This window comes from Candidatus Accumulibacter propinquus (assembly GCF_056856495.1).
In genome coordinates this window covers 75,016-100,095 of the sequence record NZ_JBSEHC010000005.1, presented here as the reverse complement: position 1 = coordinate 100,095, position 25,080 = coordinate 75,016, and the positions used below count along the sequence as shown (strand labels likewise).

Genomic DNA, 25,080 nt, shown 5'->3' with positions numbered 1-25,080 from the left:
TCTACCCGTTGTTTTCAAGAGCCCCCCGGGCCGACCAGGCTCACTTTCCTTCGGCAGCACCACCCGTCTTGCTGACCATGTATTCGACGGCAGCCTTCATTTCGGCGTCGCTCAGATTCGCCTGGCCACCACGAGCCGGCATCGAGTTATGGCCGGCAATGGCCGACTTGACCAGCGGATCGACGCCATTTTTCAGGCGCGGTTTCCAGTCGTTCATGTCGCCCAGTTTCGGCGCGCCCTGCTTGCCAGACAAGTGACACTCCTGGCAACGCTCCTTGACCACCTGCTCACCCGTGCGCGTCTTGACGGGCTTGAATGCCTTGTTCGTATCCGTTGCATTGCCCCCGCTGACCATGTAAGCCACCGCACGGGTCATCTCGAGATCGCTCAGCGCGGCCTGGCCGCCGTGCGCCGGCATGTTGCGGACGCCGGTAATGGCATTTTGTGTCAACCGGTCCAGGCCTTTGGAGGCACGTTGTGCCCAGGCGGCCTGATCGCCGATCCTGGGCGCACCATCCTTGCCCGTCGCATGGCAGGCGGCACAGACCGTGTCGACCACTTCCTTGCCGGAGCGATCGGCGGCAACGCTCGGCGTCGTGAACAGTGCCATCCCCAGGAATGGAAGCAACAATACGCCGGCGGCGGTTTTCGTATTTTTCATGACTCCCTCATTTTTTCTGAAAAATCTCCGCATCTATTGTACGCATGGGGCGTCGATCTGGCAGCTGTTTTTTCCGGAAAGCGACCATCCAGACGCCATGCTACAGCCGGAGACCCCGGTTCAAGGTCCGTTGGTTCGCGCAGGTCAGTTGTTGATGAAAAACAGATCTGCAACAGCGACCAGGCCGGTTCGGGTGGCAGCGCGGCGGATGCCGTACATACAAAGGCCAGCCACGCCAGGCGTGCGGATCACTGCCCGTGCCAGTAACGCCTGTACTCCGCTCGATACGACAGCAGCGAAAGCCCGCCGTCAGCCAATCGCACACGTACCGCACCGTCCCGATCCGTGCGCCACAGCCGCCTCCCGACGTAGCGTTCGACGACATCTGCGCGCGGATGCTGGAAGCGGTTGCGGTAGCCGACCGGGATGATCACTTCATCGGCGCCAACAGCGGCGATGAATTCCGGTGTCGACGAGGTCCCACTGCCATGATGCGGAACGAGCAGTATCTCGCTGCGCAGCAGACCTGGAGAGCGGGCGAGCAGGGTCTGCTCGTCGCGCGCCTCGATGTCGGAAGTCAGCAGCACACGCCCAAGGCCGTTGTCGATCCGCAGCACGCAACTCATGTTGTTGCTGCGCGCGGCCTTGCGCTCGTAATCGGCGGCTGCGGGATGCAGGACCGCGAAGCGTACGCCGTCCCACTCCCAGGTCTGACCGGCAATACACCGTTCTCCGGGCAGTTCCTGAACCGACGACAGCGTACGAGCGATTGGCACGGCCTCCTGAACAGCGACCACGCCGCCCGAATGGTCCTTGTCGCGGTGCGTCACGATCAGGGCATCGAGCTGGTCTATTCCACTCGCGCGCAGGTAGGGAACGATGATCCGTTGACCGGCGTCCGACTCGGCGCTGTACAGCGGCCCGGTGTCGTAAAGCAGCGTATGCCGGGCCGTGCGCACGACCACCGCCAGCCCCTGGCCGACGTCGAGGACGTCCACCCAGGCGTCACCCGCCGCCGGCCGCTCGGCCGGCCAGAACAGCGCCGGCAGCAGCAGGCACAGCCCCGCCCAGCGTCCCGGAAAACCGCGCGGCAGCAGCAGCCAGAGCACCCCAAGGACGGCGAGCAGGGTCGCCGCAAGCGGCGGCGCGGACTGCTCCCAGACCGGCCAGACCGCGAGCCCTTCGAGAAAAGCCATCAGGCCGGACAACAGCCAGTGGTCGAAGTGCAGCAGCATGGGCCAGGGCAGGACGGCAAACAGCAGCGCCAACGGGGCGATGACGAAGCTGACCAGCGGAATCGCCAGCGCATTGGCGAGTGGCGAAACCAGCGAGAACTGCTGGAACATCAGCAGCAGCAGCGGCAGCGTCCCAAGGGTCACCGCCCACTGCGTTGCCCCCCAACTGGCGACGACCCGGCGCCAGCCACGCCCGACGTCAAGCCGCGCCGTGCCGACGAAGAAGAGCAGGCCGACGGCGACGAAGGATAACCAGAAACCCGGTGCGAGCACCGCCCAGGGGTCGATCAGCAACACCAGCAACAGCGCCAGCAGCAGGCTGCGACTGGCGCCGAGGTTGCGGCCCGACCACAGCGCCAGCGCCACCACGCTCAGCATGTACAAGGTGCGCTGCGTCGGCACCGCGAAGCCGGCGAGTAACGAGTAGGCGACAGCGGCCAGCCAGCCGGCCGCGATCGCCGCCTGCGGTACCGGCAGCAGAAGCAGCAATCGTTCGCTGCGCCGCCACAACCCGCCGAATAGCCCGCCAAACAGGGCGGCCACCATCGTCACGTGCAACCCCGAGATCGAGCTTTTTTATCTATTAACACGTCTTTTTCCTTGGCCCTGGCGCTCGCATGGACACACACTGACCACACACTTGACCACCGCGATCGACGGCAAATTCGCTAACGACACCGAGAACAGCCTAAAATTCGGCCCATGACACGCGCCGAACTCATCGCTGTTCTTGCCCGGCGCTTCCTCAACCTGGTGGTGAAGGACGCCGAAATCGCCGTTTCTGTCGATATTTCATGCAATTGGTGGATGCGACAGCAGTCCACAGCGCGCGAGGCCATAATGTCAGTTCGGCAAGTGATGTGATCAAGAGGAAGGTACTCGCCTGCACTAAGGTGATTTCTACGGATATTCATACCGGGCAGGCCGGTCGGATCAGGATGTCCCACTTGGGTAGAAGCGGGTTTCTTTCGAGCCTGGACTCGACCGCTTGCATGGCATCCTTGGCCACCGTGACTCCTTTTTCATAGACGGTGCGGCTCAGTTCGACGACGGGATGAACGCCTTTCCAGGTCATGCTCTTGGCCCACTCCAGCATCGTTTGGGTATCGGTCAGCTTGGCGCCGTTCCAGTGCTTTTCGAGGATTCCCCAGCAACGCTCTACCGGATTGTATTTGCTGTGGTACGGCGGATAGTAGAGGAGGCGGATGGACTTGCCGATGTGATCGGCGAACTCGACCATGCGTTTGAGAAATTGCGTGCGCCGGCCATTGCTCTCCGGCCCGTTGTCGGCCTTGATTTGGATGTGTGTGACGCGAGCACACTCCTCGGCTGCTTGACGCTCCCACCAGGCGTAGAGACTGTCGATGATGAAATCGCTGGTCTTCGCCGAGCTTCCGAAGGACAGATGGAGGGACCCACTGTCTTCATTGACGACACCAAACGGCGTGTGTTTTTCCTCGCACCCCATGTCGTGGTCGGCCGCCCGGTTGTCACCACGCGTCTTGCCACCGCGCGAGTAGTCGCCAATATTCACCGTCGCCTTGCAGTCCATGCTCAAGCGTATGACGGCTTCGTCTTGGCAATCGCGGTCCCGTTCCCGGACATTGGCGAAAATGGCGTCCGTTTCAGGGACTTTTTTTGGGGTTTGGCCTTGAGCACCGGACGCAACCGGTACCCGTTGCGGTTCAATACTTCCGACATGCCGCTTCGGGAGGGTAGCACATCGTCCGCAAATCCCTGCGCTCGCAACTGCTTGATGGCTTCCTCGGCCGTCAGGCGGGTGAAGGACAAGGTCGTGCGAAAAGTCGGGTCTTGTTGGGCATGACTTTCCGCCAGTTCCCACAGGGCTTGCGCCACCTCGGGATGCTTCTTCTCCCACAATTTCGCACCGCAGCAGAACGTGTGGTGCCCCAGACAAACTATGCCGGTACGTTTCTCATGCAGACCAAGCTGCACGGCCTGCCGACTCCAGCCGAAAACGTCCTCGGCACGCCGAGCACTGCTACTGCAATATTTCAACGCCATCTCCGCTTGAAACGCCCTGCGGTTGGCCCCCGTCATCTTGCTCGCAGCAAGCCGGATATCTTCAAGGTGGAGGGCTTCAAGAGAAACCTTCCCTTCAGCTACCGTGGTAACCTCCATCAGCAATAAGCGCCTAGCAAAAAGTCATTCGATAATGAGAGCCGAAACCGTCCAGAATTTTGTCGACGTCAGCCTCAAGCCCGGCAGAGTTCCGTGCTTTGAAGGCCATCCACTCGTACTTCATTTTGTGCCAGAGCTTCTCGACGCGGTTCAGTTCCGGACTGTAGGGTGGCAGGAAGTAAAGCGTGAGGCCCTTCTCTTTCAGCAGGGCCAACAGGGGCTGGATTTCCTTCGCCTTGTGGATGGAAGCATTGTCCAGAATCACCGTCAGGGGTCTGCCGACGCTTTCCAGGAGGAGACCGAGGAAGCCGCCAAAAAGAGCTGCGGTCGTTGTCTCCCAGAACTTGGCCGTGAACAATTCACCCGTCGAGATCAACGCGGCCATCACATTCAGACGCTTTCCCCGCGCGGCCGTGATGCGGTGCACCTCTCCTGTCTCGGTCCAGGCGCTCCGATTGGGCTGGGTCTGCACAAAGCCGGCTTCATCCATATACGATAACGTGAGTTCGCCAAGCTTTGTTTTTTCAAGCAATTCATCTATTTCTACCTGGGCTGCTCGAAATTTCGCCTCATCCCGTTTTTTTTAGACTGTGCCGGGTCCTTTTCCAGACATAGTTCTTCTCTTTCAAGGCCGCCTGAACCACTCCCACCGAAACCTGTACGCCATGTTCCTCTGACAGGCGGTCCCTCAACTGGGGGGCCGTACAGGCATCAGCCGTCGCCCAGGCGCAGAGTACCTGCTGATACGTTTCCGATAGTTTGCGAGGGGCACCACTGCGCGGCAGGTCGCGCAGCCCGATGAACCCCCTGGCCAGCCAGGCATCCCTGTGGTTGGCTACGGTTTCCTTGTGGAGCTTCTGCTGTTTCGCCACTCCGTCAAGGGACCCTCCTTCAGCCAGGAGAAGTACGGTCCGGGCTCGCCGGCGTTCGCGCCAGTCACTGCCTCGCTCCTCTACCTGCGTCAGTTGCTGGCGCTCTTGTGCTGTGAGGGTCAACGTTTTGGCTCTGCGGGACATGGCGAGGCATTCGGGAGGTTGGAGCGGACAGTATGCAGGCATACTGGCTTAACTCGAAATATTTATCAGGAAGCGCTTACCTCCAATCTCAGAGTCGACTGGAAGTATCGCATACAACGGTATGAAGAATAGCGGATATCACCTAAAATGACAAAGGAACCTTATGGTTAAAGGAGCTTCTGGCATAAGGTATCCGAGACGGGGGCCCTCATCGACGAACCATGGCAAAAGGGGTTTATTCCGTTTCTTCTGGAACGGGGCCCCGGAGCCCACGCTGACCCCTCGCCTCCAGACCTGCTCGGCGGGCTGGCCGCGACAAGTCGAAACCAGCCTTAAGCCATTGCGTTTATTAGTGTTTAAAATGCAGGAAAGGGTTCGCTTGGCGGAGCTTCGCCTGCCTTTGGCAGCCCCCTCAGCGCGCGCAACGATGCGGTTTGTCGTTGGCCTACATCGGTGGCGGCAAGGAACGACCGGAGGCAGGTTGCCCGCCAAACGGCATAGACCCGGCTAAACAATAAGAACATTTGATTGGCAGATTTAACTCCTGTTGCGGTATTTTAGCCATCGTCTTTTCACTAGGGGTCATCTCCAAAGGGAAACTAAGGTTTGTGCAATCACAATAGGCTCATGCTCGAGCAAAGTTTTTTCGCCGCTCCTTGACTGATCGAACGGTTTGACACTCAGGGCAACCAATCAAGCTACAGAGCGACAAGGCGCCGTGAGTATCATCATGGAGAGGGGGTTGCAACATCCTCAAAGCAGCGCACACGGGGTTCCATTGAACAACGTAAGCGCTGGGGGCAATCTCGGCCAGTCGAGAAAATTGGCAGAGGGATCGACGGGTTCCGAGCGCGACGAGCATGTTTGCTGGCGGAGTTCCTTGTTTCAGCGGGGCGGCAAAACAGACGTTATGTAGTGGAAGAGCCTCACCGCTGCAGTTGCTACCTCTCAGTATTCCCAGCCCCCCGCGCAGGCTGTGCGTTTGCGACGAAGCAGACTTAGGCTTTTTGTCACAGAGCCCACCTTCACAACCCAGCGTTCACTCATGTGCTCGCCCGATGTGATGTTAGCTCTAGCTTTCACGGGGTCGAGCCAAGCGGAACCAGCTTCTGGAGGTTAAGAGTGAGGTCTTCTAACGACGGTTTAAAACGTTCTAGATGCTGGTTCAGTGCTTATTCGTGACAGGACGATGACTCGTATGACGTCCGCTCGCCACCGGTTTGCTGCCATGTTACTCGGGCCTTTCCTCTCCAGTTGTACAACGGTGATCTTGCACGGGGAAGGCCAAGTCTTTACGGAACGTTATTTTGGTGTTGTCCAAGTGGTCGTAAGCGAACAACGGACCGCAAGCATTGCCCTTTCGGGTTTCGGAATTACGCTACTTCCAGGAGCTTTGAGCCTAGGCTCGACGGAATGGAAAGCTGTCTCCATTGGCACGGATGATACCGAACAGTGTCTTCTCGTGACTTTCTAGTCATCTACTAAGCCGGCGAAGCCGGAACCAAACAGGTTGAGATTTCTGTCATAGCCCAAACGGAAAAGCGGAGGCGACCATGACACAGATGCTGACCGATCGCTATCACGAGCGGCTTGCCGGAACACTCTCCTGCTACGACCGGATCGTGATTACGGGCACGTTGCCGGGCGCGTGCTACGCGGCGGGGATGACGAGTTTTCTCAATGCCCGGCACATTCGCATTTTTGACTACCCGCGCTTTGCCGAACCGCTGCGTGATCGCATTCGTGAAGCCGCACAGGCTCTGGCGACCGCGCAGGGAGCGCGAATCGAGCACGTGGCCAAGGCGCACATCCGCAAGGAAGACCTCGTTGCCGCGGTGCTCAAGGACCGTGGGGATCATCCAGGATTGGTGCATGTGCTCTCCGCCATGGAAGCCTGTGACGCCTACGAACCCTGGCACGACAAGCAAAGTCACCAAACCTTTCTGCGCCATACCTCGGGCAAGTGCCTGCACTACTACTTCTACTGGATGGACGAAACCCTCGGACTGATCTACCTGCGCGTGCCGACGTGGAGTCCATTCCGGCTGCAGTTCTACTGCAATGGCCACAGTCGGTTGGCACACTCGCTGACAACGGCAGGTATCGACTACGCGATGGCGGACAATGCGTTCATCCGTATCACCGATTGGGAACGGGCGCAGCAACTCGCGGACGCCTTCTCGCCAGACACCCTGCATGCGCTTCTGGACCACTACGCCGAGCAGTGCTGCCCAATTCTGGATGTCTTCGGACAGTCTTATCACTGGAGCCTGATGCAGGTCGAATACTCTACCGATCTGGTGTTCCGCTCCGACGCCATCCTGAAGTCGCTCTACGAGGAACTCTCCCGGCAGGCCATCTTCTCGGTCAAGGCCGAGCAGGTCGCCAGTTTCCTGGGCAAGAAGATCACGCCGCAACTGGCACAGGAACTCGGCAGCCGCTTCACGACGCGTATCGAGGGCACCTGCATCAAGCACCATTTTGGCAAGGTATCGGTCAAGATGTACGACAAGTTCAACCGTGTGCTGCGCCTGGAAACCACGACCAACAACGTTTCCTTCTTCAAGCACCACCGCAAGGTGGAACATCGGGATGGTCACGAGTCGCGCGAGATCGCCCCCCTCCGAAAGACCATCTACAGCCTGATCGACTTGCGCGAGATCCTGCTCGGCTGTAACCGCCGCTACCTCGAATACCTCTCCGCACTCGACGACTTTTCCGCCGGCGATCGTAACCTGCATCGGCTGGTCAACCCCAAGACGGTCAACGGCCATACCCTCAAGGGCTTCAATTTCTTCGATGCCACTCAGCAGGCCCTGCTGCGGGCGCTTCAGCGTCCCGAGTTCAACATCCGTGGCATCCGCCGTGCCGACCTCGTCCCCTTCTTGCGCCAGATCTCGCCGGCCAGCATCACGCGCCAGCTTTGGCGCCTGCGCCAGTTCGGTCTCATCAAGAAAGTCGTTCATGGCTATCGCTACTACCTGACCCGTCTGGGCCGCTCGACCATCGCCGCCGCTTGTCGAATCACTGAACAAACCATCGTCCCGGCTCTCGCCCACGCTACCCCGTAACTGAATCTGCTCAGGAAATGTAAAGATCTGAGTCATAAGTGACTAAAGGGATAACACATGGCGCCCCCACCCTCTCACGGAAGAGTCTGCTACACCAGTGGCGTCTCATTGATGCTAGTAGTGATCGCCTCAGCTGGCTGCACGACGGTACCGATGGCGCCACTCGTGTACGGGTCCAAGACGATTGGAGGTATCGACCTCTCGACCGGCAACGGCGCCAACCCGAGCGTGAGCATCTCGGTGGGGTACAAGCGCGACGACTTGGCCTTCGTTCCGGCCGCTGCAGTCAACCCAAACACAAACGACTTGCAGGTTATAAAAGGGGTAGACGCTGACAAATGCACTCCGCGGAAACAGTGCGCGGGTGCTGACCTCGACGCGCTGTCAGTGTTCGGCAGTTTCGAAGGCCGTGGAATCGTCGGCGCAGGCGCGCCAGCCACATCCCTCAACGTTATGGCTGACAATTACTTCTCCACCGGTATTGCCGCTCAGAAGCTCGCACGGAGCGTTGGCAAGGCCGTGAAATTCCGCCAAATGGCGGCTTGTGTCACAGCCGTAAAGGAAGCTGCTGCGTTGATCAACGACGCGGCCCGCCAGCAAGCAGTGGTCACAACAGGCGTAAAGGCTTGCACCGACGTTGAGCAAGACTAGCTTGTGTCACAGCCGTAAAGGAAGCTGCTGCGTTGATCGACGACGCGGCCTGCCGGCAAGCAGTGGTCACAACAGGCGTAAAGGCTTGCACCGACGTTGAGCAAGACAAGCCTGACAAAGCTGAGCGCGCGCAGAGACGGTCACCATTCAGCACCCCATCGACCATGGCACCCGAAAAGAAAAGCATCAACTTTTTGTGTCGATCCGCTGTCCCAGAAAGTCGCAACGACCACATAGGAAAGAGCTTTTTCAGCCCCCAATCACTGCCTACAGCAGCGCACGGTAAGGGCTGTTACGCCACATTTTGCTAGCTGAGGAACCTGGACAACTCACAACCGACACCATCACCGCCGGAGCACTGCAAATGAAAATCGTTAGCTTCTCACTAGAGCAGGGAAATAAGTACTTTGCCAAAATAGACGACAAGCGGTTCTTCGTCGGAAGCCGAGTTTCTTTTGAAGGAAACAAAGGTCTCATGAACGTCAGCGGAACATCAGCACAGAAATACGACCGAGCAGCATTCCGACCTTTCTTCGGATTTTGGGCAGACTTCATTCACCCGACAGCGACAGCGGAAGGCGCTCTCTACCACACTCTTAATACTTATGATAGAGCACACTTCACGTTCTCTTTTCTCCAGTATGCCGCACACGTTCCCAACGGAGACTTTGTTGTTTACCTACGAACCCTTTTGAACTTGCCCCTCGCTCGAGAATACTTTCCGGACTTGACTTTGGTCAGCAATCGGGTGTGTCGTATCACGGACGAAGGAACCGTTGCCCTAGAATCTGATACATCGACAACACTCCTACTTGACTATCTAAACCCCTCTTCTAAAGAGGTCGAGGACACTGAGGTAATTCAAGCTGCAAAGTTCATTCATTGGTCGCAAAGCGATCCAACTCATAGGAAGGCGCAAGTTGAGGTTGGTATAACTCACTTCCAGAGAAAAATGAGCCAATACGCAAGTCAGTACGAACTCGACGGCGTCGATGACGACATCTGTCTAGTTATTGCTGATATCCGTCATCAAGGCCGGGCTAAGAGCTCAGCCATCCTTACAGCACTCAACAGTCCTAAGCCACTGGAAGCGCTCCTACGTATTGGAGAGCCAAAGTACCACCAACGCTTAATAGTATTGCGCCAAGAAATCAAGAGACTAACCTTAGAAGGCACGCTGGGCGCGCACGAGTACAGTACTGCAATGACAGACTTTATCGCAAAGTAACGACCCCCCGGCAGAGCCGGGGGCTTTCCGTCGCTGGCCCCTCAAAGGGGCCTACTCGCGACGGACAAAAGCGGTTCCTTCGTCTTCTGCAACCTGCCATACGGGAGCTTGACGGCACCATGACGTCACTGCCAGCACTGAGCTTTCCAAAAAAGGCCGACTCCCGGAAATGTCAAACTGCTACGGTCACCCCGGCAGAGCCCGGGTTTTCTCAGGATAAATTACACGCAATGGCCTTAGGAGAAAGATTCTAACTAACTGGCAACCACAGCCACCAAAAGGGGGGTCCGACCACAGATATAAGTATCTTGCGGCGCCAGTGGCAGTGCATAAACAAGGCAAAACAGTTCGGCATTGCTTAAATATCGTCTTCACATCGCCACATCATCGCCAGCAATGCTCTTTCTTTTGACCGACAATCATATTGTTGCAAGTGAAAAAAGCTTAGCTTAAGGAATAGGACTGGATCGCGCGAGCACAGGAGGTTACGATCCGGACCATTTATTGAACGAGCCCAGCCCCTGAAAAGAGTTGACCATTAACGCGCGAAGAAGGAGAGGAAGATGCCAATCGAAGGCCATGGTTGGGAGTTTCACATCGTTAGGAAGTCAGAGCAAAAAAGGTCTAGTGACGGCAAACGGCGAACAGTTGGCGAATATCAGATATTCCATGACGGGGTGAAGCAGACGGCTGCACGTCTTTCAGGCACCGTAGCGGAAACCCGTGGGCCTGGAGCCAACAAACCTGCTGGAAACAATCGTCGTGTCAAGGAAGGGCGATACCCTCTATTCACTCAAGGCGGCACGAAATACGTCACGATCGGCTACAAGGAATCAGCGAGCAAGTCTGCGAAGCCCAAGCCGGGCGTTGAGCTGAAGGAAACCGACGAGCGTTCGGAAATTCTTATCCACCCCGGCCAAGGTTTTCTCGCAAGCGTCGGCTGCATCAATCCTTGCACTTCGCTCCCAGACGCTGATGAAATGATCGACTTCGAACCGAGCCGTAAGCGCGTCATAGCCATCATTAACGACCTGAAGGCTTATGCCGGCGACGCTTTCCCAACAATGAACGGAAAAAGGATTCCGGACGCTTTTGTCGTGATCGATGGCGAGCCTCAGTTTCAAGGCTGAACGTTGCAGGCGCCTGGACAGTGAGACTAGCCGTCGCATTTAAGGATGCTTTTGTCATGCATCGGCCACCCCACAGTGACTGAGCGCCAGCTCAAGGAAAATTCTCTGGTTTTCCTCCAAAGGGAGCCCTTCTTGCTAGCAAAGAGGCACGTGGTTACTACGCCGATCACTCGAGTTCGATACTCTTCGCTCGCCAAGCGCACATCATAGGGGCAATAGCGTATCGTTCGCCGTTAAGCCTGTCGTAGAGATGCGTTGCGCGGTGGAGGCTCTTGACCGCAAACGATTCCAGCGGCTCAAAGCAGCGTGGCGTCGCTCCGCATCGAACGGCCAGACCGTAGAATGCCACCGATGACACGCTCCGAACTTATCACAGCGCTTGTCCAGCGCTTCCCAAACCTGGTGGTAAAGGATGCCGAAATCGCCGTGAAGGAAATCCTCGGCGCCATCGAGCGCTCGCTGTCGCAAGGTGATCGCGTCGAAATCCGTGGCTTCGGCAGCTTCGGGCTGAACCACCGTCCAGCACGCACAGGGCGAAATCCGAAAAGTGGAGAAGTCGTCCCGGTTCCAGCGAAGTATGCGCCACATTTCAAAGCCGGTAAGGAGATGCGCGAACGGGTCGACGGGTCGATGGAGTGAAGGCGGGAGGCGCGATCGGCCTTTGACCGCTTTGATGGAACCAGGCTCAATGATGACAACCGGCCAACAATGGACGGTGAGGAAGCTATCTCCATAGTGGACGTTCGATCAATAGTATTTATCAGCCTACCAGCGCATCCAGAGAGACGAACAGCAGGGCCGCAAATGCCTGCCGGCGGGTAGAAAAGCGACATCTGCCGCTCAGCATCCCCAGGGACGTGGCTATGGTGATATGCTTGCTGACGTCAAACATAGATCCCCACGATGTTTAACGTCAGGACGTTAGCTTACAGTTTATGCTCGAGAGATGAGATGAACAACCATACACTATCCATTGCTTTAGCATTTCTCGTGGTTGTGGTGCTGTCGTGGGTTGTACTTAACCTCGCGAGGCCCTGCGATGGCAATTATTCTTTTGAGCTTAGGAACGGATTGACGTTTTCATGCACTAAACCGCCCGAAAAAGGCACGGCAAGAGGACAGGAAACGCCTGTGGCAGGTAAGCCGCCACCGCCCGCTGACACCAGCCCGAACCCACCCCCTGCGACCGCATCACCATCCACACCACCGCCAACGGTAGCTGCTCCCTCAACACCCTTAACTAAACAGCCTGAAAAAGGCACGGCAAGAGAACAGGAAACGCCTGTGGCAGCGAAGCCGCCACAGCCCGCCGAGTCCAAACGGAAGCCACCCCCTGCGACCCCATTACCACCGCCAAAGGCAGCTGCTTCCTCAACACCCTTAGACTCCTTGGTTAAGTGCAAAGCGATAAGAGCAACAGACACGACGATAGGGTATCTGACCAACCCCGATCAGGCACATGACCAATGCAAAGAGACCGTAAAGGGCTTGCCGAAAGACTATCGAAAGGACCCAAAGCGATACCTTTATTACTACGATGATAACTCTGTTACTTTCGATACCGGACAAAAAATTGAAGGACGTGATTTGTGGTGCAACTGCCGCATATAAATACCGAAGGGATAAAAAGTTCCGTCGAGAGGGACGCCCAGCAAGCTGGGTTCCCTCCGCTGCGCTCCGGCGCCGCTCACGTCAAACGTTGAACGTCCGCTATCCCAATCGGGCTACTTCCGCTTTAGGTCGCTTGCCGTCATCCAGTGAAAACCGAAGCGGCCATTCACCGGTTCGAAGCTTCGACAGCGTGCTAACGACGGCTTTGCGGAACCATTCCCCCCGGAGCCGCAAGAGCCTAAACCGTGCGACAGTTCACCCGCGTTGTTTCACGACCGGCAACAGGAATTTCAAACATCCAAACGCAAAAAGCCCGCCATAAAGGCGGGCATTTTTGCTCAAATTACTTTACCAACACTACGCAGCAAGCCGTTCCCCCTCCACGACCGCAGCATTGTCCACCGAACCTTCAACATCACCGACCGCCGAAGGCATCGGCCTGGACTCCGTGTCGAACGCCTCCACCTTGAGAAGCCCCTTCGTCGAGATTTCCTTTCCCGCAGCCGACATATCCAAGCACCAGTAGTCCTTGCCGTTGGACCGCGTCTTGGCGAAGCCCAGTTGCCGGAGGCGCTTGCCAAGGGCGATGCTGTTGATCGTCTTGATGCCGAACACAGCCGACCACGTCGTGTATAACTTATAGACACCGGCAGGCGTCATCCCCTTCCCGTCGCATCGTTCCAAAGCTTCCTCGGCGAACAGCTTGATGACATCTGAGTCTTCGCGATACTGATTCGACGCCTCTACAGACGATTTCGGCACCATAAACCGACCACGCTCGCGCAGCGTCCGCAGCCCGGAAACGGCGATCGTAAAGATGCCTGCGAGTTCTGCCTTGAGCTTGGCAGGAAGGTTCATATCCATCTCCTCCGCCGTGAAGTTGCGGTTGAACTTCAGCATCACCAACCGCCGGAAGAACGCATGCGTCACATCGCGAAGTTTCGGCAAGTGGTTCGTCGCCAGCATAATTCGGGCAAACGGCGTGAAGGTGAATGGATGCTCGTACTTCCGCTCGCCCTCGACCGTGTCACCACTGACGATCTGCTTCAGGATGCCGTCATCCATCACCGTGTTCTCGTTGATTTCAGAACTGGTCAGCAGCAGCTTTCCATCGAGTTCTGCCAAAGCCCGACGATTCCCCAAGCGCTGAAGCGGCGCGCTATACACATTCTCGTGACCGAGCAGCTCAGGCATCAACTTCAACAGAACCGACTTGCCGTTGCCGCCATCGCCAACACAGACGACGAACTTCTCGAAACTCGTGTCCGGAATCAGGCACAGCCCCATCCATTCGCGGACGAACTGGCTCTTTTCCTCCCGGTCGAAGTCGTCGCGAAAGACATCATTCAGGAACTTCTCGAACGTCGGCGCTTCCGCGTTCTCATCCCACACTGCTTGACGACCCGACCGCAAATGAAACTCCGGGCTGTGCGGAACGAGCGTGAACGTCGTCAGGTCCAGCACCCCGTTCAAGAAACAGATGTGGTTCGCCTTCGGCTTAAAATCGGCTTCCTTGACAACGCAAGACAGCTTCAGCATCCCGAACAGTTCGTTCACCTTAGCAAGTAAAGCGCTTTCCCCGAAGTACCGAACGACGGACCTTTTGACATCGGAGCGGTCATCCAGCATCTGCCAGTACCCTGACGAATAAGCGAGGAACGAACTGTGAAGGTACACCAGACCGTTCGGATAGTACGCCTGAAGGAACGTCTTAACTTCAGCCGGTGTCAGCTCGTCAACTTTCCAGGTCGATGCCGAAGGAACAGCATCGGCAGTGGTCAGGACTTCGTTGTTTTGCGGGTTGATATTTTCATTCATTGCGTGACTCCTTTTAGTGGGTAGAAAAAAACTTGGTGATTTCGATACAGGGAAAGCCTTCGCGCAGGACTGACGCCAGCGCCAGCACTCGGCTTGTCGGGGGAACAGCGTGTTCAACGAACTTGGCTCGTTTGGCGTTCTTCACTTCATCGACCGTCGTCGGATAGCCGTGCTCGGTCAGCCAGCCAGCCAACCCGGCATAGGTCATCAACCGGGTCAGCCCGCAAAGCTGCTGGGTGTAAGCACGTAGGAACAACCGGCGAAAGACATCGGCGACGCCCTTGTTCGTGGCGCGTATGCCAAAGCCTGGCACGCCACTTTCCTGAAGCCGGTCACGGACCAATAAGAACTGGTAGTGGTCTTCCCAGTCTTCAAAGTCGCTCAAGGTCTTCAGGCAGCGCTGCTGTCGCCACCCATCGAAGATCGCTCGGGCACGCTCGTACTCTTCCAGGTGCTTCCACGGCACGCTATCGAGGGCGATGTGCTCACCGCCAGCGACGGCAACCACCCGCGGATTGACCAAGCGGCGCTTGGAATCGAACTCGAGATTCAGCAACGACTCACGTGTCAAGCGAACGACATCGACATCCTTGACCCACTGCTCGCGGAACGGGGTGAAGGGCCGTGTCATCGTCTTGTCGCCGACTTGCCGATTGATGAACAAATCGAGCATGTAGTCGTTGTGCTTTTCCGTCTCAACACCGGGGGAAACGCCGGCTTTCGCCAAGATGATTGGCGCATCGCCGAACGGCATCGCCGTCACCTGCCCGCGGGTCTTGATCGCAATCAACTGGCGAACCTTATGCTTACGCTCCAGCACCTTGCCGCCTGGAGCCACCCGCTCGCACAGCGCCTGAAAGCGTGTCGCCATCGGTCCGTCGAGATTCAACTCCGACTCGTCCGCATCCGTGATGAAACCATCGGTCGTTGCGCTGATGACCTGCCGGTGGCACGGGATTGCGGCAATCTGCTCGCTCAACACCGCGCGAATGAAGCCGGTCGTGTGCGCCGCTATGACCGCGTTCGTCAACATCGAATGCGGCAACTCGACGCTTTTCAAAGCCTGCGCTTCGAAGACGGACTTCTTCTTCAATCCCTGCGCCGTCTTGCCGTACAGACTGTTGCCCAACAACTTGACATACAGTTCGTCGAGACCGCCCTTCGCAAGACGTTGCCGAAGTTCGCGAACCCGCATCACGAACGGCTCGAACAAGCGGTCATCGCCATCCAGCCAGGGAATGACGATCCCGAACTTGATCTCGATTTCACAGCCGAGATTCAACGCCACCTCGATTTCGGGAGCAGTACAGTGCGTCAAGCCCGTCAGTGGATAGATCAGGCCGTTGTCCCTGTTCCGCACCGGCAACGACGGGAACCGCGTGCCTTCCGGGAACGCAAAGCGAACGTAGGCGAAGCCGAGAATGTGGCCCACGAAATCAGCCGCGTCGTACGTGACGCGGAAGTTCTCGTAATCGATATGGCGGAGATCAACCATACCGGTCGTATAGGCACCAGCCAGATCAAAGTCGTTATAAACACCGAAAATGGTGGGACCGAACGCATAGCACTCATTCCGGCCGCCGCTATAGCAGCTGGCGACGAACGACTCGAAGATCGCTCGCATCGGCGTCGGGGATTTCTCCGTCTTCGTTACCACCCCGCCCTTCTTGCCGTTCCAGTAGGTGCTCGACGCCTCCGTGACACCGAACGCCGCATTGAAATCGACGCCACCGTCTTTAAGCAGTTTCGTGAACATCGTGACCGCCAGGCTGCTCGCCGTCGCGGGCAGCGACCGCCTGCCTGTCTCCTGGTCGGCGAAGTTCAGCAGACGCAGGTAAAAGCGCACCGCTATTTCGGCATCCCGCAGACCGTACTCCTCGAACGCTCGCTTATCGCCTTCGAGCAGCAGGTCCATCCGGTCCTTCATGTAACCGGCAGGCAGTTCAAGCTTGGGCAACTCCAGCAGATCACCGACCTGCGCCAGCGAAGTTCCCATCGCGACGTGCCCACCAACATCGATAAAGCGGACCTTCAGTGCGCGAAACATCCCGCCACCATCAGTAGCCAGTAGTGTCTGATTGCGCAGCAGTCTCGCTGCGTCTTCCGCATCAGGTTCAACTTCAACGCACGTCTTGACCGACGCTACTCTGCCGCCAACATTCTCGACGTGGTCCTTGAACGTTGCCAGGTCGCCGAACGCCTGTAGGTCAATCCGCAAGAAGAATCCGCACAGCACAATGCGGTTCGGCCATTCGAGGATTGCTCCCTCCTCCATCGCATCGATGATCAGCCGCACGATCACTTTCTTGAACGATGGGCGCTCGGCCTTCGAACTGCCACGCGGATAAACGACGCGTTGAAACGTTCCACATTCGCCCACCAGGTAGAACTGGAGGCTCAGCACGGTGTTGTCGTGGTCAGCATCGCCTGGCACGAACTCGGAATCGAAGCCGATGTAGACGGTTGGCCCCTTCCCGGCGTGTGGCTTGCTGGGATCACTTTCCAGGTCCGCGATTTGGTGCTTGAGAATGACGTCCTGCCGCCGAAGATGGTGTTCAAACTCGGCTTCCGGGTCGTAGTCGTCGCCGTAGAAGGCGTCATTGCCGGCGCAATGCCCGGTGGTGTAACTGTCCTGTATGTATACCCTTTCCGACGACCTACACCCGCCATCGATCGGTATCACATTTCCTGCGAAATTCTTGTTCATGAGATTTACTCCTTAAAGAGTGGTGAAACGCAGGGCAGGGCTGTCGATAGACCGCACAGCCCTGCCTGCGAGCGCTGGATCAACTACGCAACAGCGGGGACCTCGTCATTGAGGAATGACCAGTCGGGCTGACGGATGCCTCTCGGGTCCTTAACGAAGAGGATCAAGATGTCCCGAACACGATGGCCCTTGGCAACGTCAGCGACCGGTATCCAGGCGACCATGCGCTGCTGGGCATCACTACAAGCGACTCCGCGCTCGTTTACGTAGCGAACCGACTTAATGACGGAATTGGCGATAGCGTCGCCGTTGGGCAATAAGATGAAGCTAGTCATGACAAAACTCCTTTACAAAGTAGGTTGAAGGTGGGGCGAAGAAAGCCACACCCTTTGAAGAAACAAATATTTTTGCGACCGATTTCCACGGCGATCAGCTGGAAGTCCTTGGCAGGGCCAACTGATACATAACTCGTTGCGTTGCTATCTGGGGGCTTGACTTTGACTTGACCCAGCACTAAATCCAACACCAACTTGACGTGATGAACGCGCGCAAACGATGGAATGCGGGTGGGGGTGGGGGTGGGAGTGGGGGTGGGCGTATTCATCACGGACCGGATGATGAATTAGCGGGAGATGCTCGACTTGACACTGCTAATGGGGGAGATTTGCTCGAAGACATTTCAAGCGGCAGCGGTATCGTCCCCTCGAGCAGAACGGAAGGAAGCGCCCGGCTGAAGACGAGGAACAGGACCGTAGCGCCTGGACTGTCCAGCCCACCCTCGCCAACCGCCAGCAGCCAGCGAGTAGCCGGTCGCGATAGAATCACGCCGCTATGGGGACGACCGAGAGAGGGTCAGATGGACGGCTGGGAAGAGACTGGGTGGAGGGAATTCACCGAGCAGGAGATTGAGTGGTGCCGACTGTGGTTTGATTTCTTGGACCTGAGCAAGCGCTCGAGCTGGTCGGACAGCGTCGCGAACGATTTCGGGGATCTCTCTTGCGGCTTCGACCGGTGGTGGCCGGAGCATCAACACCTGTTCCAGAAGATCAAGCTGTTGGTCATTGAGGAAATTAAGAACGACGCCCACTTCCATTCCTACTTGGAAGCCTATCCATCACCGGGCGACGCGGGGATGCTGGTGTTGGGCGTTTCCCTGTACGCAACAAAGAAGGAACTGCGCGCAGCGTTCGACGAGATTCTTGCCAAGTACCACCCTGGAGCAGCCGGGCGGCCAGAGTTCGACGGATGTGGCGATTGCTACTCCTTTTACGCACGACCCGATGAAGTGATGCTTCGCAAGATTCTCGAAGTCTATCGGGTTTATTCAGCAGACCAGCAGAAGCCGAAGAAAGATCAGATGCCTCTCTGGAAAATCGAGGAAACCATCGGCCTGATCGTCAAGGAAGGTCAGTCAGCAGAATACATCTGGAAAACAGAGGATGTTGACGCCCACATCATCGAGAGTCGGCGACGATCGCAACACACAACGATTCGCAAGTACCTCAACTACGCAGAGGAAATCTTGGCAAATGTTGCTGTCGGAAAATTCCCCGTCTATACAGTAGGCAAGGCCAAAGTCAGTACTCGTCAGGAAGCAGCAGGCACGTAGAAGAACGATCGGCTTCCGTAATTACCCACAGTTTGTCGCCCCGCTCATTCAGTTTATAGCTGGACATCACTCGATATCCGTTTCGGAGACTCAACTGATTTTCCCGCTTGTCTTCCTCGGGAACGCAGCCCCAGTCGCCTTTCGCATGGCGAAGCAAGAAACTCAACGGATTTCTTTTGTTCTCCTCGATTGCCCGAAGCGCTCCGGGCGTTGCGACTATCTCGCCTAACTCAAACAGCATCTTGACTCTCCGAAATTGATGGCCAACAAGGCTCATCATCCGGTGGATATCTGCCGTTTGAGCAACTGATATTTTTTTCCCAAAGCCTGTTGCCTGAATCGAAGTTCGGTTGGATGGTGCCCGTGTGGTTAAGAACGGAGTCCGACATGAAATTGCTAACAACCGAGCAGAAGCAAGAACTGGTGATCATCGTCATCGAGGATTTCGGTCCTGGAATGGACATTGACGACTTCACCGACGCCCTGCTCGGCTTGCTGGAAGATGTGTCCGGATTCGAAACCGCAGACCCGCGCACGATCAAGAAACTCACTCAACAACTCTGGAGCCAATACCATGACTAAGAACGCAGCCGCACCGGCAACCACCGCACCCGCAACGACCAAGAAATCAACGGCGAAAGTGGAGGCATCCTCGGTGGCAACACCCGAAGTGCCTGCCGAAACCAACGCAGCCACGGTGATGACACCGGTGGAAGCATCAGCCGAAGTGTCAGAAGCGCCTGTGGCAATGACTGCGACAGAAGCGACTCCGGCTGAAAAGTCGGCAGAGCAAGCGACGGCGGCGGTAGACACGACACCGGCAGCGACTGACGAAGCGCCTGCTGCGACACCACCCGTCGAAGCGTCCGCACCGGCAGCGGCACCAGCCGCCAGGGAGCCGAAGAAGATTGACCTCACGAAGCAGCCGATCAAGGAAGCGATTGCCAAGGGCAAGGCGCTGATCAAGGAAGGCAAGTCCAAAGCCGACGCGGCGATGGTGATCTTCGAAGCGCTGAAGGTCGAAGAGAAGGATGTCGTCATCGCTGCCTTCGTTCAAGGTGCGACGCTCACCGAGAAGGGTGCCGTCACCTACTGGTACAACTGTCGCCGGAAGGCCAAGAAGGTGGCCAAGCTGGCCTGATTGCCAGATCCCAGCAGTATTCAGCGCAGCCGGAAGGTCAGGAACCAGCTCGGCTGCGGTCTGAAAACCTGGTGGTTCAACACTCCCATTTAATTGTGTGGTGATTCCAAGGAGTCGGCCCTGCAAAATTCGCCTACCAGCCCAGGAACGCGAGGCCCGGCGGGTGACGCACCGCCCGAGGAGGTTCGTTCCCTGAAATCACCGCCCACAGCGCCAGCCACAGCGAGCGCAAAAAAACCGCCTTCAGTCCCAGGCGAACCATCGCCCGCAACAACCAGCGCAGGTTATAGCCGGTGGCACACAGCACCGTGTGCAGAGCATCCCCGAGTTGGCCTGGCAACCAACAGCGATCCATTCGGTGGTCCGACTTCAGATGGCCAATGGTCGGCTCGACGGCTGATCGGCGCCTGAGACAGCGGCGCTGCTGCCGGGTCAGCGATCGGTACTTGCCGCGGTGAATGATTTCAACGCTCGGATTGTCGCGATCCACCCCGCGGTATCCCAGATCGACGAAGACCTGCCTGGGTGATTTGCCGGTGTCTTCGAGCAGGATGTGGGTCTGCTCCAGTTGCGCCGCGAGAATGTGCCCGTCGTAAGGATTGCCGGGGAAGCTGCGGGCGCCGACCACCAGACCGCTCTTGTGGGTGACGACGATACTGGCCTTGACGCCGAACTCGTAGCGCTTGCGGGCTTTGCCTTTGCTGATGCACTCGACTTCGGGGGCATACAGGGCGTAGAGCTTGTTCTTGTCGTGGGTTTGTTGCGTGCAGAGGCGTTCGGCGCGTTCGAGCCGTGTGTTCAGACGGGCGATGGCCGTGGCGCAGTCGCTACTGACGGTCGTTAGCTTGCGCCGGACTTCGCGCAGGACGATGCCGAGGATGGTGCGCTGCCGTTAGACGGTACGCCGCAGGCGAAGGAACTGTCTGGCGTGCGCATAGCCGCTGGCCTTGCGGCGCAGTTCCTGGCCTTCCTTGACGAAGGTCTGTTTCAGGGTGAGGCCGACCTGTTTGGCGGCTTGCACGACCTTGCCCCGGGCGATCTCCAGCAAGCGGCTGTCGACCGGATGGGCGATGGCCTTTTCCTGCACGGTGGTATCGACGATGACCCGCTCGAACTCGGCTGGGCGCACGGCCTTGGTCTGGGCGGCGGTGTCGATGGTCGCCTTGAGCAGTTCTTCGACACCAGCTTCGCCGATGGCGGTACGAAAGCGACCGATCTGGGTGGCATCGCACGGCAGCTTCGGGGTGTAGTAGTCCAGTCCACTGAAGTATTGCCAGACGACATTCTCGGACCAGCGGGCGACGGGTTCTTCGTCACTGAGGTTGAAGGCGTGCTTGAGGTAGAGCAGTGCGGCCATGAGCCGAATCGGCAGGCGTGGACGGCCGGCTGAATTGGTACCACCGCCGGCCACTTGCCGTGCCGACCCAAACAGGTCGTCGTCTTCGATCACCTTTCCTTCGCGGCTCCGGCGGGCGAAGGTGGGGGCCAGGGTCGCTTCAAGTTGTGACCACGGGATTCGCTCTGCCAGTGCCGCCAAGGGGTGCCGAAGGTCGATCATCTGATCCAGCCGGGAGCGGAAAAAGTCATCGGTAGCCATCTGCAATTCGCTCGATTTCTCTCAGGTTTCACTGGCCTGTATTCTAAATTCTCGGGGATCCCAGGGGTGAAATTCGCGTCAAAACCTAGTGCCTATGCGGGTTGGGGGCATTTCGCAAGGCCGACCAAGGAGGATGGCCATGAATGAGTCAAAGGGCAAGCGCCGCACACAACTACTCGGCGAGCTTCTTTCTCGCTTGACGCGAGACTATCCCGATGACTTATGGGACGCTACGACGCGCGAACTGCTCGAAGAAGCAAACAACCACCTCGGTTGGGAGAAGATTGTGTGGAACATCGACGAAGATGAATCACCAGGCGGGTGATAGCCCATTTAACGATGGACATTCGCGGGCCGCCGCCAGAACGGCTTGTTGGTGGCGTAGGGGTCGGGTGAAGCGCAAAGCGGTCAAAGAAACAGGAAGTAGGGCATCGTCCAGCGACCGAAGAATGCGACGCTGACCACAGGTTTCGGATATAGGAAGCCAACGGTGGCCTAGCCTGACGAGGCCACGCGTTCTTCCAGCCCTATTTTTCGATTGAGATATTCAATGATGTCAGGTGGACAGCCTTCTACCAGAGCCGGAACATCAGCTGCTGTTTTGATCTCTAGGAATTCGCGCGAGGGAGAGCGGTAGACCGGCGCGGACTTGCCCTGCTGAACGAGATTCAAGACGTTGTTCAATGTCCCTTTGCCTTCTCCATCCCAGATCATGAAGCCATAGTCAGCATCGCGGCTCATCTGGGCATCCTTCATTGCGTAGTAGGAAAAATCCTTCTTCTTGCCGCTTGAGTTGACGCATTTCAGCTGCAATCCGCCAACGTTATGTCTACACTCCGCATCCATACAGTGCACGAGTACATTCTCATAGCCGTTCTCGGCGAAGAACGTCTGTACGGCTTTATCAATCCCGTTCGCGTCGCCGATAAGCACGGTATGTTTGTCGGCAATAACGTTTCGTAGGCGAGTCCTAATCTCGGAATTCAAACGCCGCAATTTTCTGGACCCGCCGAAAAACACGGTTATCTTGTTGCCCCATTCTGTAACGTTGGACCATGAATTAAGCGCCTGTGTGGTCTAAGGAATATCCCTAGCGCCGATAGCGACTCCCAATACCTGTGTTTGCCGCTATCGCGACCCGAATTGACGAATAGTTTGATCCTTAGATACTGCTTTGTCCATCGACTCTTGGGCCGCCGAAGATAGATGCCACCCTAGTGGAACCAGCTGATCTCTACTCACATGATCAATATTCAACACTGGTTTGATGAAGCTTCGCTCGCCTTCGTCAACACGACCAGCCACAGCGCCCAAGCTAGCACGCACTGCCAACGTTAGGCCGTACAGCCTCGCTTCAGCGAGGTAGCTGTTTGAACTGATTACGCCCATTGCGGTCACAACCGGTCCAAGAAGATTCGAAAATAACATGAGCTGCCCTTGGCAACTGGGAAGCTCAGGCTGATATGGTAAGTCGTCGGCACGCAATTTGCCGAGGTATTGCGCGTCCGGCTGCTTCGTGGGCATACATTGGTTCTTGCCATATTGGCCCTGGTCCGGCAACGGAATCTCGACGCCGTTACGAATCATCAGCACTTGGGGGACCAAGTGTTTTGCCAGCCACACGCGTTTTGAGGAGTCTTCTATCCAGCAAACCGAAGATTTGTCGATAAAGCAACGATTAAATGTAATGAGAATATCGGCGGTGGTGTGGCCGCCGCTATTGTCGAAATAACCACCATCTGCCAAATGACCAATAAGACCTTTGTTCTCAGAAGGCGAATTAGCAGGGACATCTTCTTGGCCCGCCTTTTTAGGTGCGCTGAAAGAGTGTTCTCTCGCTAATGGTTTAACCGCACCGATTGCATTGATGAAAGGAAATCGGGATGCGTTGTGTACCGCAGTTACTAGACTAATATCACGTCCCAGTAGCCGAATCTGGTCATTAGCGTTGGGAAAGTTCTTTGAATCAATGACGACATCGCTGGCAATGGCACGTTCACCAGTTTCGACCCAAGTGCTGTTGAGAAAGAGGTAGGGGTTATGCGGAGAGTCAAGGTGACTCCTGGATGCCACGAGCCCTTGCTTAAGTTGTGGGACCGCTTCAAGCATTGCGTTCTCAAACCAAGCACCGCGCGAAAGGAAACCGCATCCTGGGGCATCGCAGCACGAGGTAGGGATGACCGTCGCCATGAGGTCTTCATAGAGCCAGGCTCCAACAAGAGGGGATAGAAGATCTTGCCGTCCAAAGCTCGCAACACAGTTCAGCGCACCTTGCTCGTGACGCCGACAGGCGCGATAAACGGCAATGCCCATGGCACCACCCGAGACACCGGACATGGAGAACGTACGCTCCGGAAACGACGCATCACGTTCTTCGATTTTCGTGAGGACACTTGCTGTCCAATACGCGGCCCGGATGCCGCCCCCTGCGGAAGCTATGAAATACACGGGAACGGGCACCTTATTCGGCTCCCGGGAATGATTCTCATAAAGGGTATCGAGCCATTGCTTCAAAGCCACAGCGAGGGTCTGCCGGTTTGGCTCCTTGATCGAGACAGTCGCGGAACGTGGATCGGCGGGGAGATTAGCGGCCGAATTGTCGGCAAACCCTATTGCGAATCCACCGCATCCAACGATTAGAAGGACAAATGCGACTAGCCCTCGCCAAGGTGAAAGGCTTTGACCTTTGCGCACCGATGTAAGTATGTACGCGTAGGCTGCAAACACGGCCAGCGAAATACCAATGGTAAACGCATACATTCGCATTTCAGCCTCTTCAGGCAAAATTGGAAGTGCCAGTTCTAAGAATCCTCCAACTACGTGATTATCGGTGAGTCCAATGAAACCAAGTGCTCCAACAATGATAATTAACACGCCCACCCAAGCGGTGGACGTCCGTTGTTCGAAGAGTGAAAGCCACCCGAATAGCCCCAACCAAACCACAGTGGCAAGCAGCATCGTGGGCAAAGCCATCGGCGGCGCCAAGTTGTATGAGCGGTCAAGAAAAGAGAGCGGGAAGCGGCAGGCGAACATCAGGATAGCTGCCACGATAGGAAGCCAGAAGGGTGATATGCGCCCGAACAGAGAGTATCTGGCTTGCTCCGGCCTAGTGCTCCACAAAGGCCAGCATCGCATGGGTTTCACCCAACAGTTATAATATCCTTCTCCTTTGCCGCTTGATTCTCCCACTGCAATGCGCTTGTTGACGAAGCGATAGCCGAAATACACTGCGGCAATGCAAAAAGAAGCTAGTACAATCGCGGTTCTGTTTGCATTAACACGCGTAGCATCTCCAATCGTAGCGGCACAGAGGAGTACGATGATGATCAGTGGCACCAAGCCGAGAAAACGCGCCCATTCACGCGCGAATTGGTCCGCAAGTGGAACGTGTGCTCGAATCGGATTTGGCGAATGCTCGTGGGAGGCTTGGCCTGCCGAACGACTCCATAGCCAACAGCTAAAA

Annotated in this window: 21 protein-coding genes and 2 pseudogenes; 10 read left to right on the top strand and 13 right to left on the bottom strand. The window is 56.9% G+C overall.

Annotation, left to right across the window (positions count from 1 at the left end; all coding sequences use genetic code 11):
• Positions 1–40: 40 nt before the first annotated feature.
• Complete coding sequence (locus AC15MQ_RS18105) at positions 41–661, bottom strand: c-type cytochrome (RefSeq protein WP_483080886.1); 621 nt, start codon at positions 659–661, stop codon at positions 41–43.
• A gap of 248 nt (positions 662–909) precedes the next feature.
• The gene (locus AC15MQ_RS18100; protein ID WP_483080885.1) at positions 910–2,454 is read right to left on the bottom strand and encodes a DNA internalization-related competence protein ComEC/Rec2; all 1,545 of its coding nucleotides are present in this window, start codon (positions 2,452–2,454) and stop codon (positions 910–912) included.
• Positions 2,455–2,598: 144 nt separating this feature from the next.
• On the opposite strand from AC15MQ_RS18100, the gene AC15MQ_RS18095 reads away from it, so the two are divergent.
• Positions 2,599–2,760 carry a hypothetical protein gene (locus AC15MQ_RS18095; RefSeq protein WP_483080884.1) on the top strand — a complete coding sequence of 54 codons (162 nt, stop codon included), beginning with the start codon at positions 2,599–2,601 and terminating at the stop codon, positions 2,758–2,760.
• A gap of 46 nt (positions 2,761–2,806) precedes the next feature.
• On the opposite strand, the pseudogene AC15MQ_RS18090 reads toward AC15MQ_RS18095, so the two are convergent.
• The 3 genes and pseudogenes from AC15MQ_RS18090 to AC15MQ_RS18080 form a co-directional block, all read right to left on the bottom strand.
• Positions 2,807–3,921: pseudogene (locus AC15MQ_RS18090) on the bottom strand (ISAzo13 family transposase).
• A 130-nt stretch (positions 3,922–4,051) separates the two neighbouring features.
• Positions 4,052–4,570 carry an IS630 family transposase gene (locus AC15MQ_RS18085; protein WP_483079185.1) on the bottom strand — a complete coding sequence of 173 codons (519 nt, stop codon included), beginning with the start codon at positions 4,568–4,570 and terminating at the stop codon, positions 4,052–4,054.
• A gap of 37 nt (positions 4,571–4,607) precedes the next feature.
• Complete coding sequence (locus AC15MQ_RS18080) at positions 4,608–5,054, bottom strand: helix-turn-helix domain-containing protein (RefSeq protein WP_483079186.1); 447 nt, start codon at positions 5,052–5,054, stop codon at positions 4,608–4,610.
• Positions 5,055–6,607: 1,553 nt separating this feature from the next.
• Here AC15MQ_RS18080 and AC15MQ_RS18075 point away from each other — a divergent pair.
• The 5 genes from AC15MQ_RS18075 (at position 6,608) to AC15MQ_RS18055 (ending at position 11,773) form a co-directional block, all read left to right on the top strand.
• Positions 6,608–8,125, top strand: a complete 1,518-nt coding sequence (locus AC15MQ_RS18075; RefSeq protein ID WP_332335740.1) for a MarR family transcriptional regulator — start codon at positions 6,608–6,610, stop codon at positions 8,123–8,125.
• 111 nt (positions 8,126–8,236) lie between these two features.
• The gene (locus tag AC15MQ_RS18070; RefSeq protein WP_483080883.1) at positions 8,237–8,776 is read left to right on the top strand and encodes a hypothetical protein; all 540 of its coding nucleotides are present in this window, start codon (positions 8,237–8,239) and stop codon (positions 8,774–8,776) included.
• Positions 8,777–9,140: 364 nt separating this feature from the next.
• Complete coding sequence (locus AC15MQ_RS18065; RefSeq protein ID WP_483080882.1) at positions 9,141–10,004, top strand: hypothetical protein; 864 nt, start codon at positions 9,141–9,143, stop codon at positions 10,002–10,004.
• A gap of 563 nt (positions 10,005–10,567) precedes the next feature.
• Positions 10,568–11,134: a hypothetical protein gene (locus AC15MQ_RS18060; protein ID WP_483080881.1), complete on the top strand. Its 567-nt coding sequence runs from the start codon at positions 10,568–10,570 to the stop codon at positions 11,132–11,134.
• Between the two features lie 351 nt (positions 11,135–11,485).
• Positions 11,486–11,773: an integration host factor subunit beta gene (locus AC15MQ_RS18055; protein ID WP_483080880.1), complete on the top strand. Its 288-nt coding sequence runs from the start codon at positions 11,486–11,488 to the stop codon at positions 11,771–11,773.
• Between the two features lie 1,329 nt (positions 11,774–13,102).
• On the opposite strand, the gene AC15MQ_RS18050 is transcribed toward AC15MQ_RS18055, so the two are convergent.
• From AC15MQ_RS18050 to AC15MQ_RS18035, 4 genes are all read right to left on the bottom strand, one after another.
• Positions 13,103–14,563, bottom strand: a complete 1,461-nt coding sequence (locus AC15MQ_RS18050; RefSeq protein WP_483080879.1) for a DNA primase family protein — start codon at positions 14,561–14,563, stop codon at positions 13,103–13,105.
• 13 nt (positions 14,564–14,576) lie between these two features.
• Entirely contained in the window at positions 14,577–17,270 is a 2,694-nt protein-coding gene (locus tag AC15MQ_RS18045) for a DNA polymerase (RefSeq protein WP_483080878.1), read from the bottom strand.
• An 83-nt stretch (positions 17,271–17,353) separates the two neighbouring features.
• Positions 17,354–17,605, bottom strand: a complete 252-nt coding sequence (locus tag AC15MQ_RS18040) for a hypothetical protein (protein ID WP_483080877.1) — start codon at positions 17,603–17,605, stop codon at positions 17,354–17,356.
• The gene (locus AC15MQ_RS18035) at positions 17,602–17,874 is read right to left on the bottom strand and encodes a hypothetical protein (protein ID WP_483080876.1); all 273 of its coding nucleotides are present in this window, start codon (positions 17,872–17,874) and stop codon (positions 17,602–17,604) included. The genes AC15MQ_RS18040 and AC15MQ_RS18035 overlap by 4 nt, the downstream gene beginning before the upstream one ends.
• Before the next feature lie 252 nt (positions 17,875–18,126).
• Here AC15MQ_RS18035 and AC15MQ_RS18030 point away from each other — a divergent pair, with 252 nt between their 5' ends.
• Positions 18,127–18,879, top strand: coding sequence for a hypothetical protein (locus AC15MQ_RS18030; RefSeq protein ID WP_483080875.1), 753 nt, complete (start codon positions 18,127–18,129; stop codon positions 18,877–18,879).
• Here AC15MQ_RS18030 and AC15MQ_RS18025 read toward each other — a convergent pair.
• Complete coding sequence (locus tag AC15MQ_RS18025) at positions 18,848–19,120, bottom strand: hypothetical protein (RefSeq protein WP_483080874.1); 273 nt, start codon at positions 19,118–19,120, stop codon at positions 18,848–18,850. The two genes, AC15MQ_RS18030 and AC15MQ_RS18025, sit on opposite strands and share 32 nt — an antisense overlap.
• A 146-nt stretch (positions 19,121–19,266) precedes the next feature.
• On the opposite strand from AC15MQ_RS18025, the gene AC15MQ_RS18020 reads away from it, so the two are divergent.
• Positions 19,267–19,461: a hypothetical protein gene (locus AC15MQ_RS18020; protein ID WP_483080873.1), complete on the top strand. Its 195-nt coding sequence runs from the start codon at positions 19,267–19,269 to the stop codon at positions 19,459–19,461.
• A complete protein-coding gene (locus AC15MQ_RS18015) occupies positions 19,454–20,020 on the top strand; it encodes a hypothetical protein (RefSeq protein WP_483080872.1) in 567 nt (188 codons plus the stop codon). Before AC15MQ_RS18020 ends, AC15MQ_RS18015 begins: the two co-directional genes overlap by 8 nt.
• 133 nt (positions 20,021–20,153) lie before the next feature.
• Here the strand turns inward: AC15MQ_RS18015 and AC15MQ_RS18010 are convergent.
• Positions 20,154–21,617: pseudogene (locus tag AC15MQ_RS18010) on the bottom strand (IS5 family transposase).
• Between the two features lie 139 nt (positions 21,618–21,756).
• Here AC15MQ_RS18010 and AC15MQ_RS18005 point away from each other — a divergent pair.
• Positions 21,757–21,942 carry a hypothetical protein gene (locus AC15MQ_RS18005; RefSeq protein WP_483080871.1) on the top strand — a complete coding sequence of 62 codons (186 nt, stop codon included), beginning with the start codon at positions 21,757–21,759 and terminating at the stop codon, positions 21,940–21,942.
• Between the two features lie 170 nt (positions 21,943–22,112).
• Here AC15MQ_RS18005 and AC15MQ_RS18000 read toward each other — a convergent pair whose 3' ends face one another.
• Entirely contained in the window at positions 22,113–22,550 is a 438-nt protein-coding gene (locus tag AC15MQ_RS18000) for a hypothetical protein (RefSeq protein WP_483080870.1), read from the bottom strand.
• A gap of 195 nt (positions 22,551–22,745) precedes the next feature.
• A complete protein-coding gene (locus AC15MQ_RS17995) occupies positions 22,746–24,953 on the bottom strand; it encodes a hypothetical protein (RefSeq protein ID WP_483080869.1) in 2,208 nt (735 codons plus the stop codon).
• Positions 24,954–25,080 lie beyond the last annotated feature (127 nt).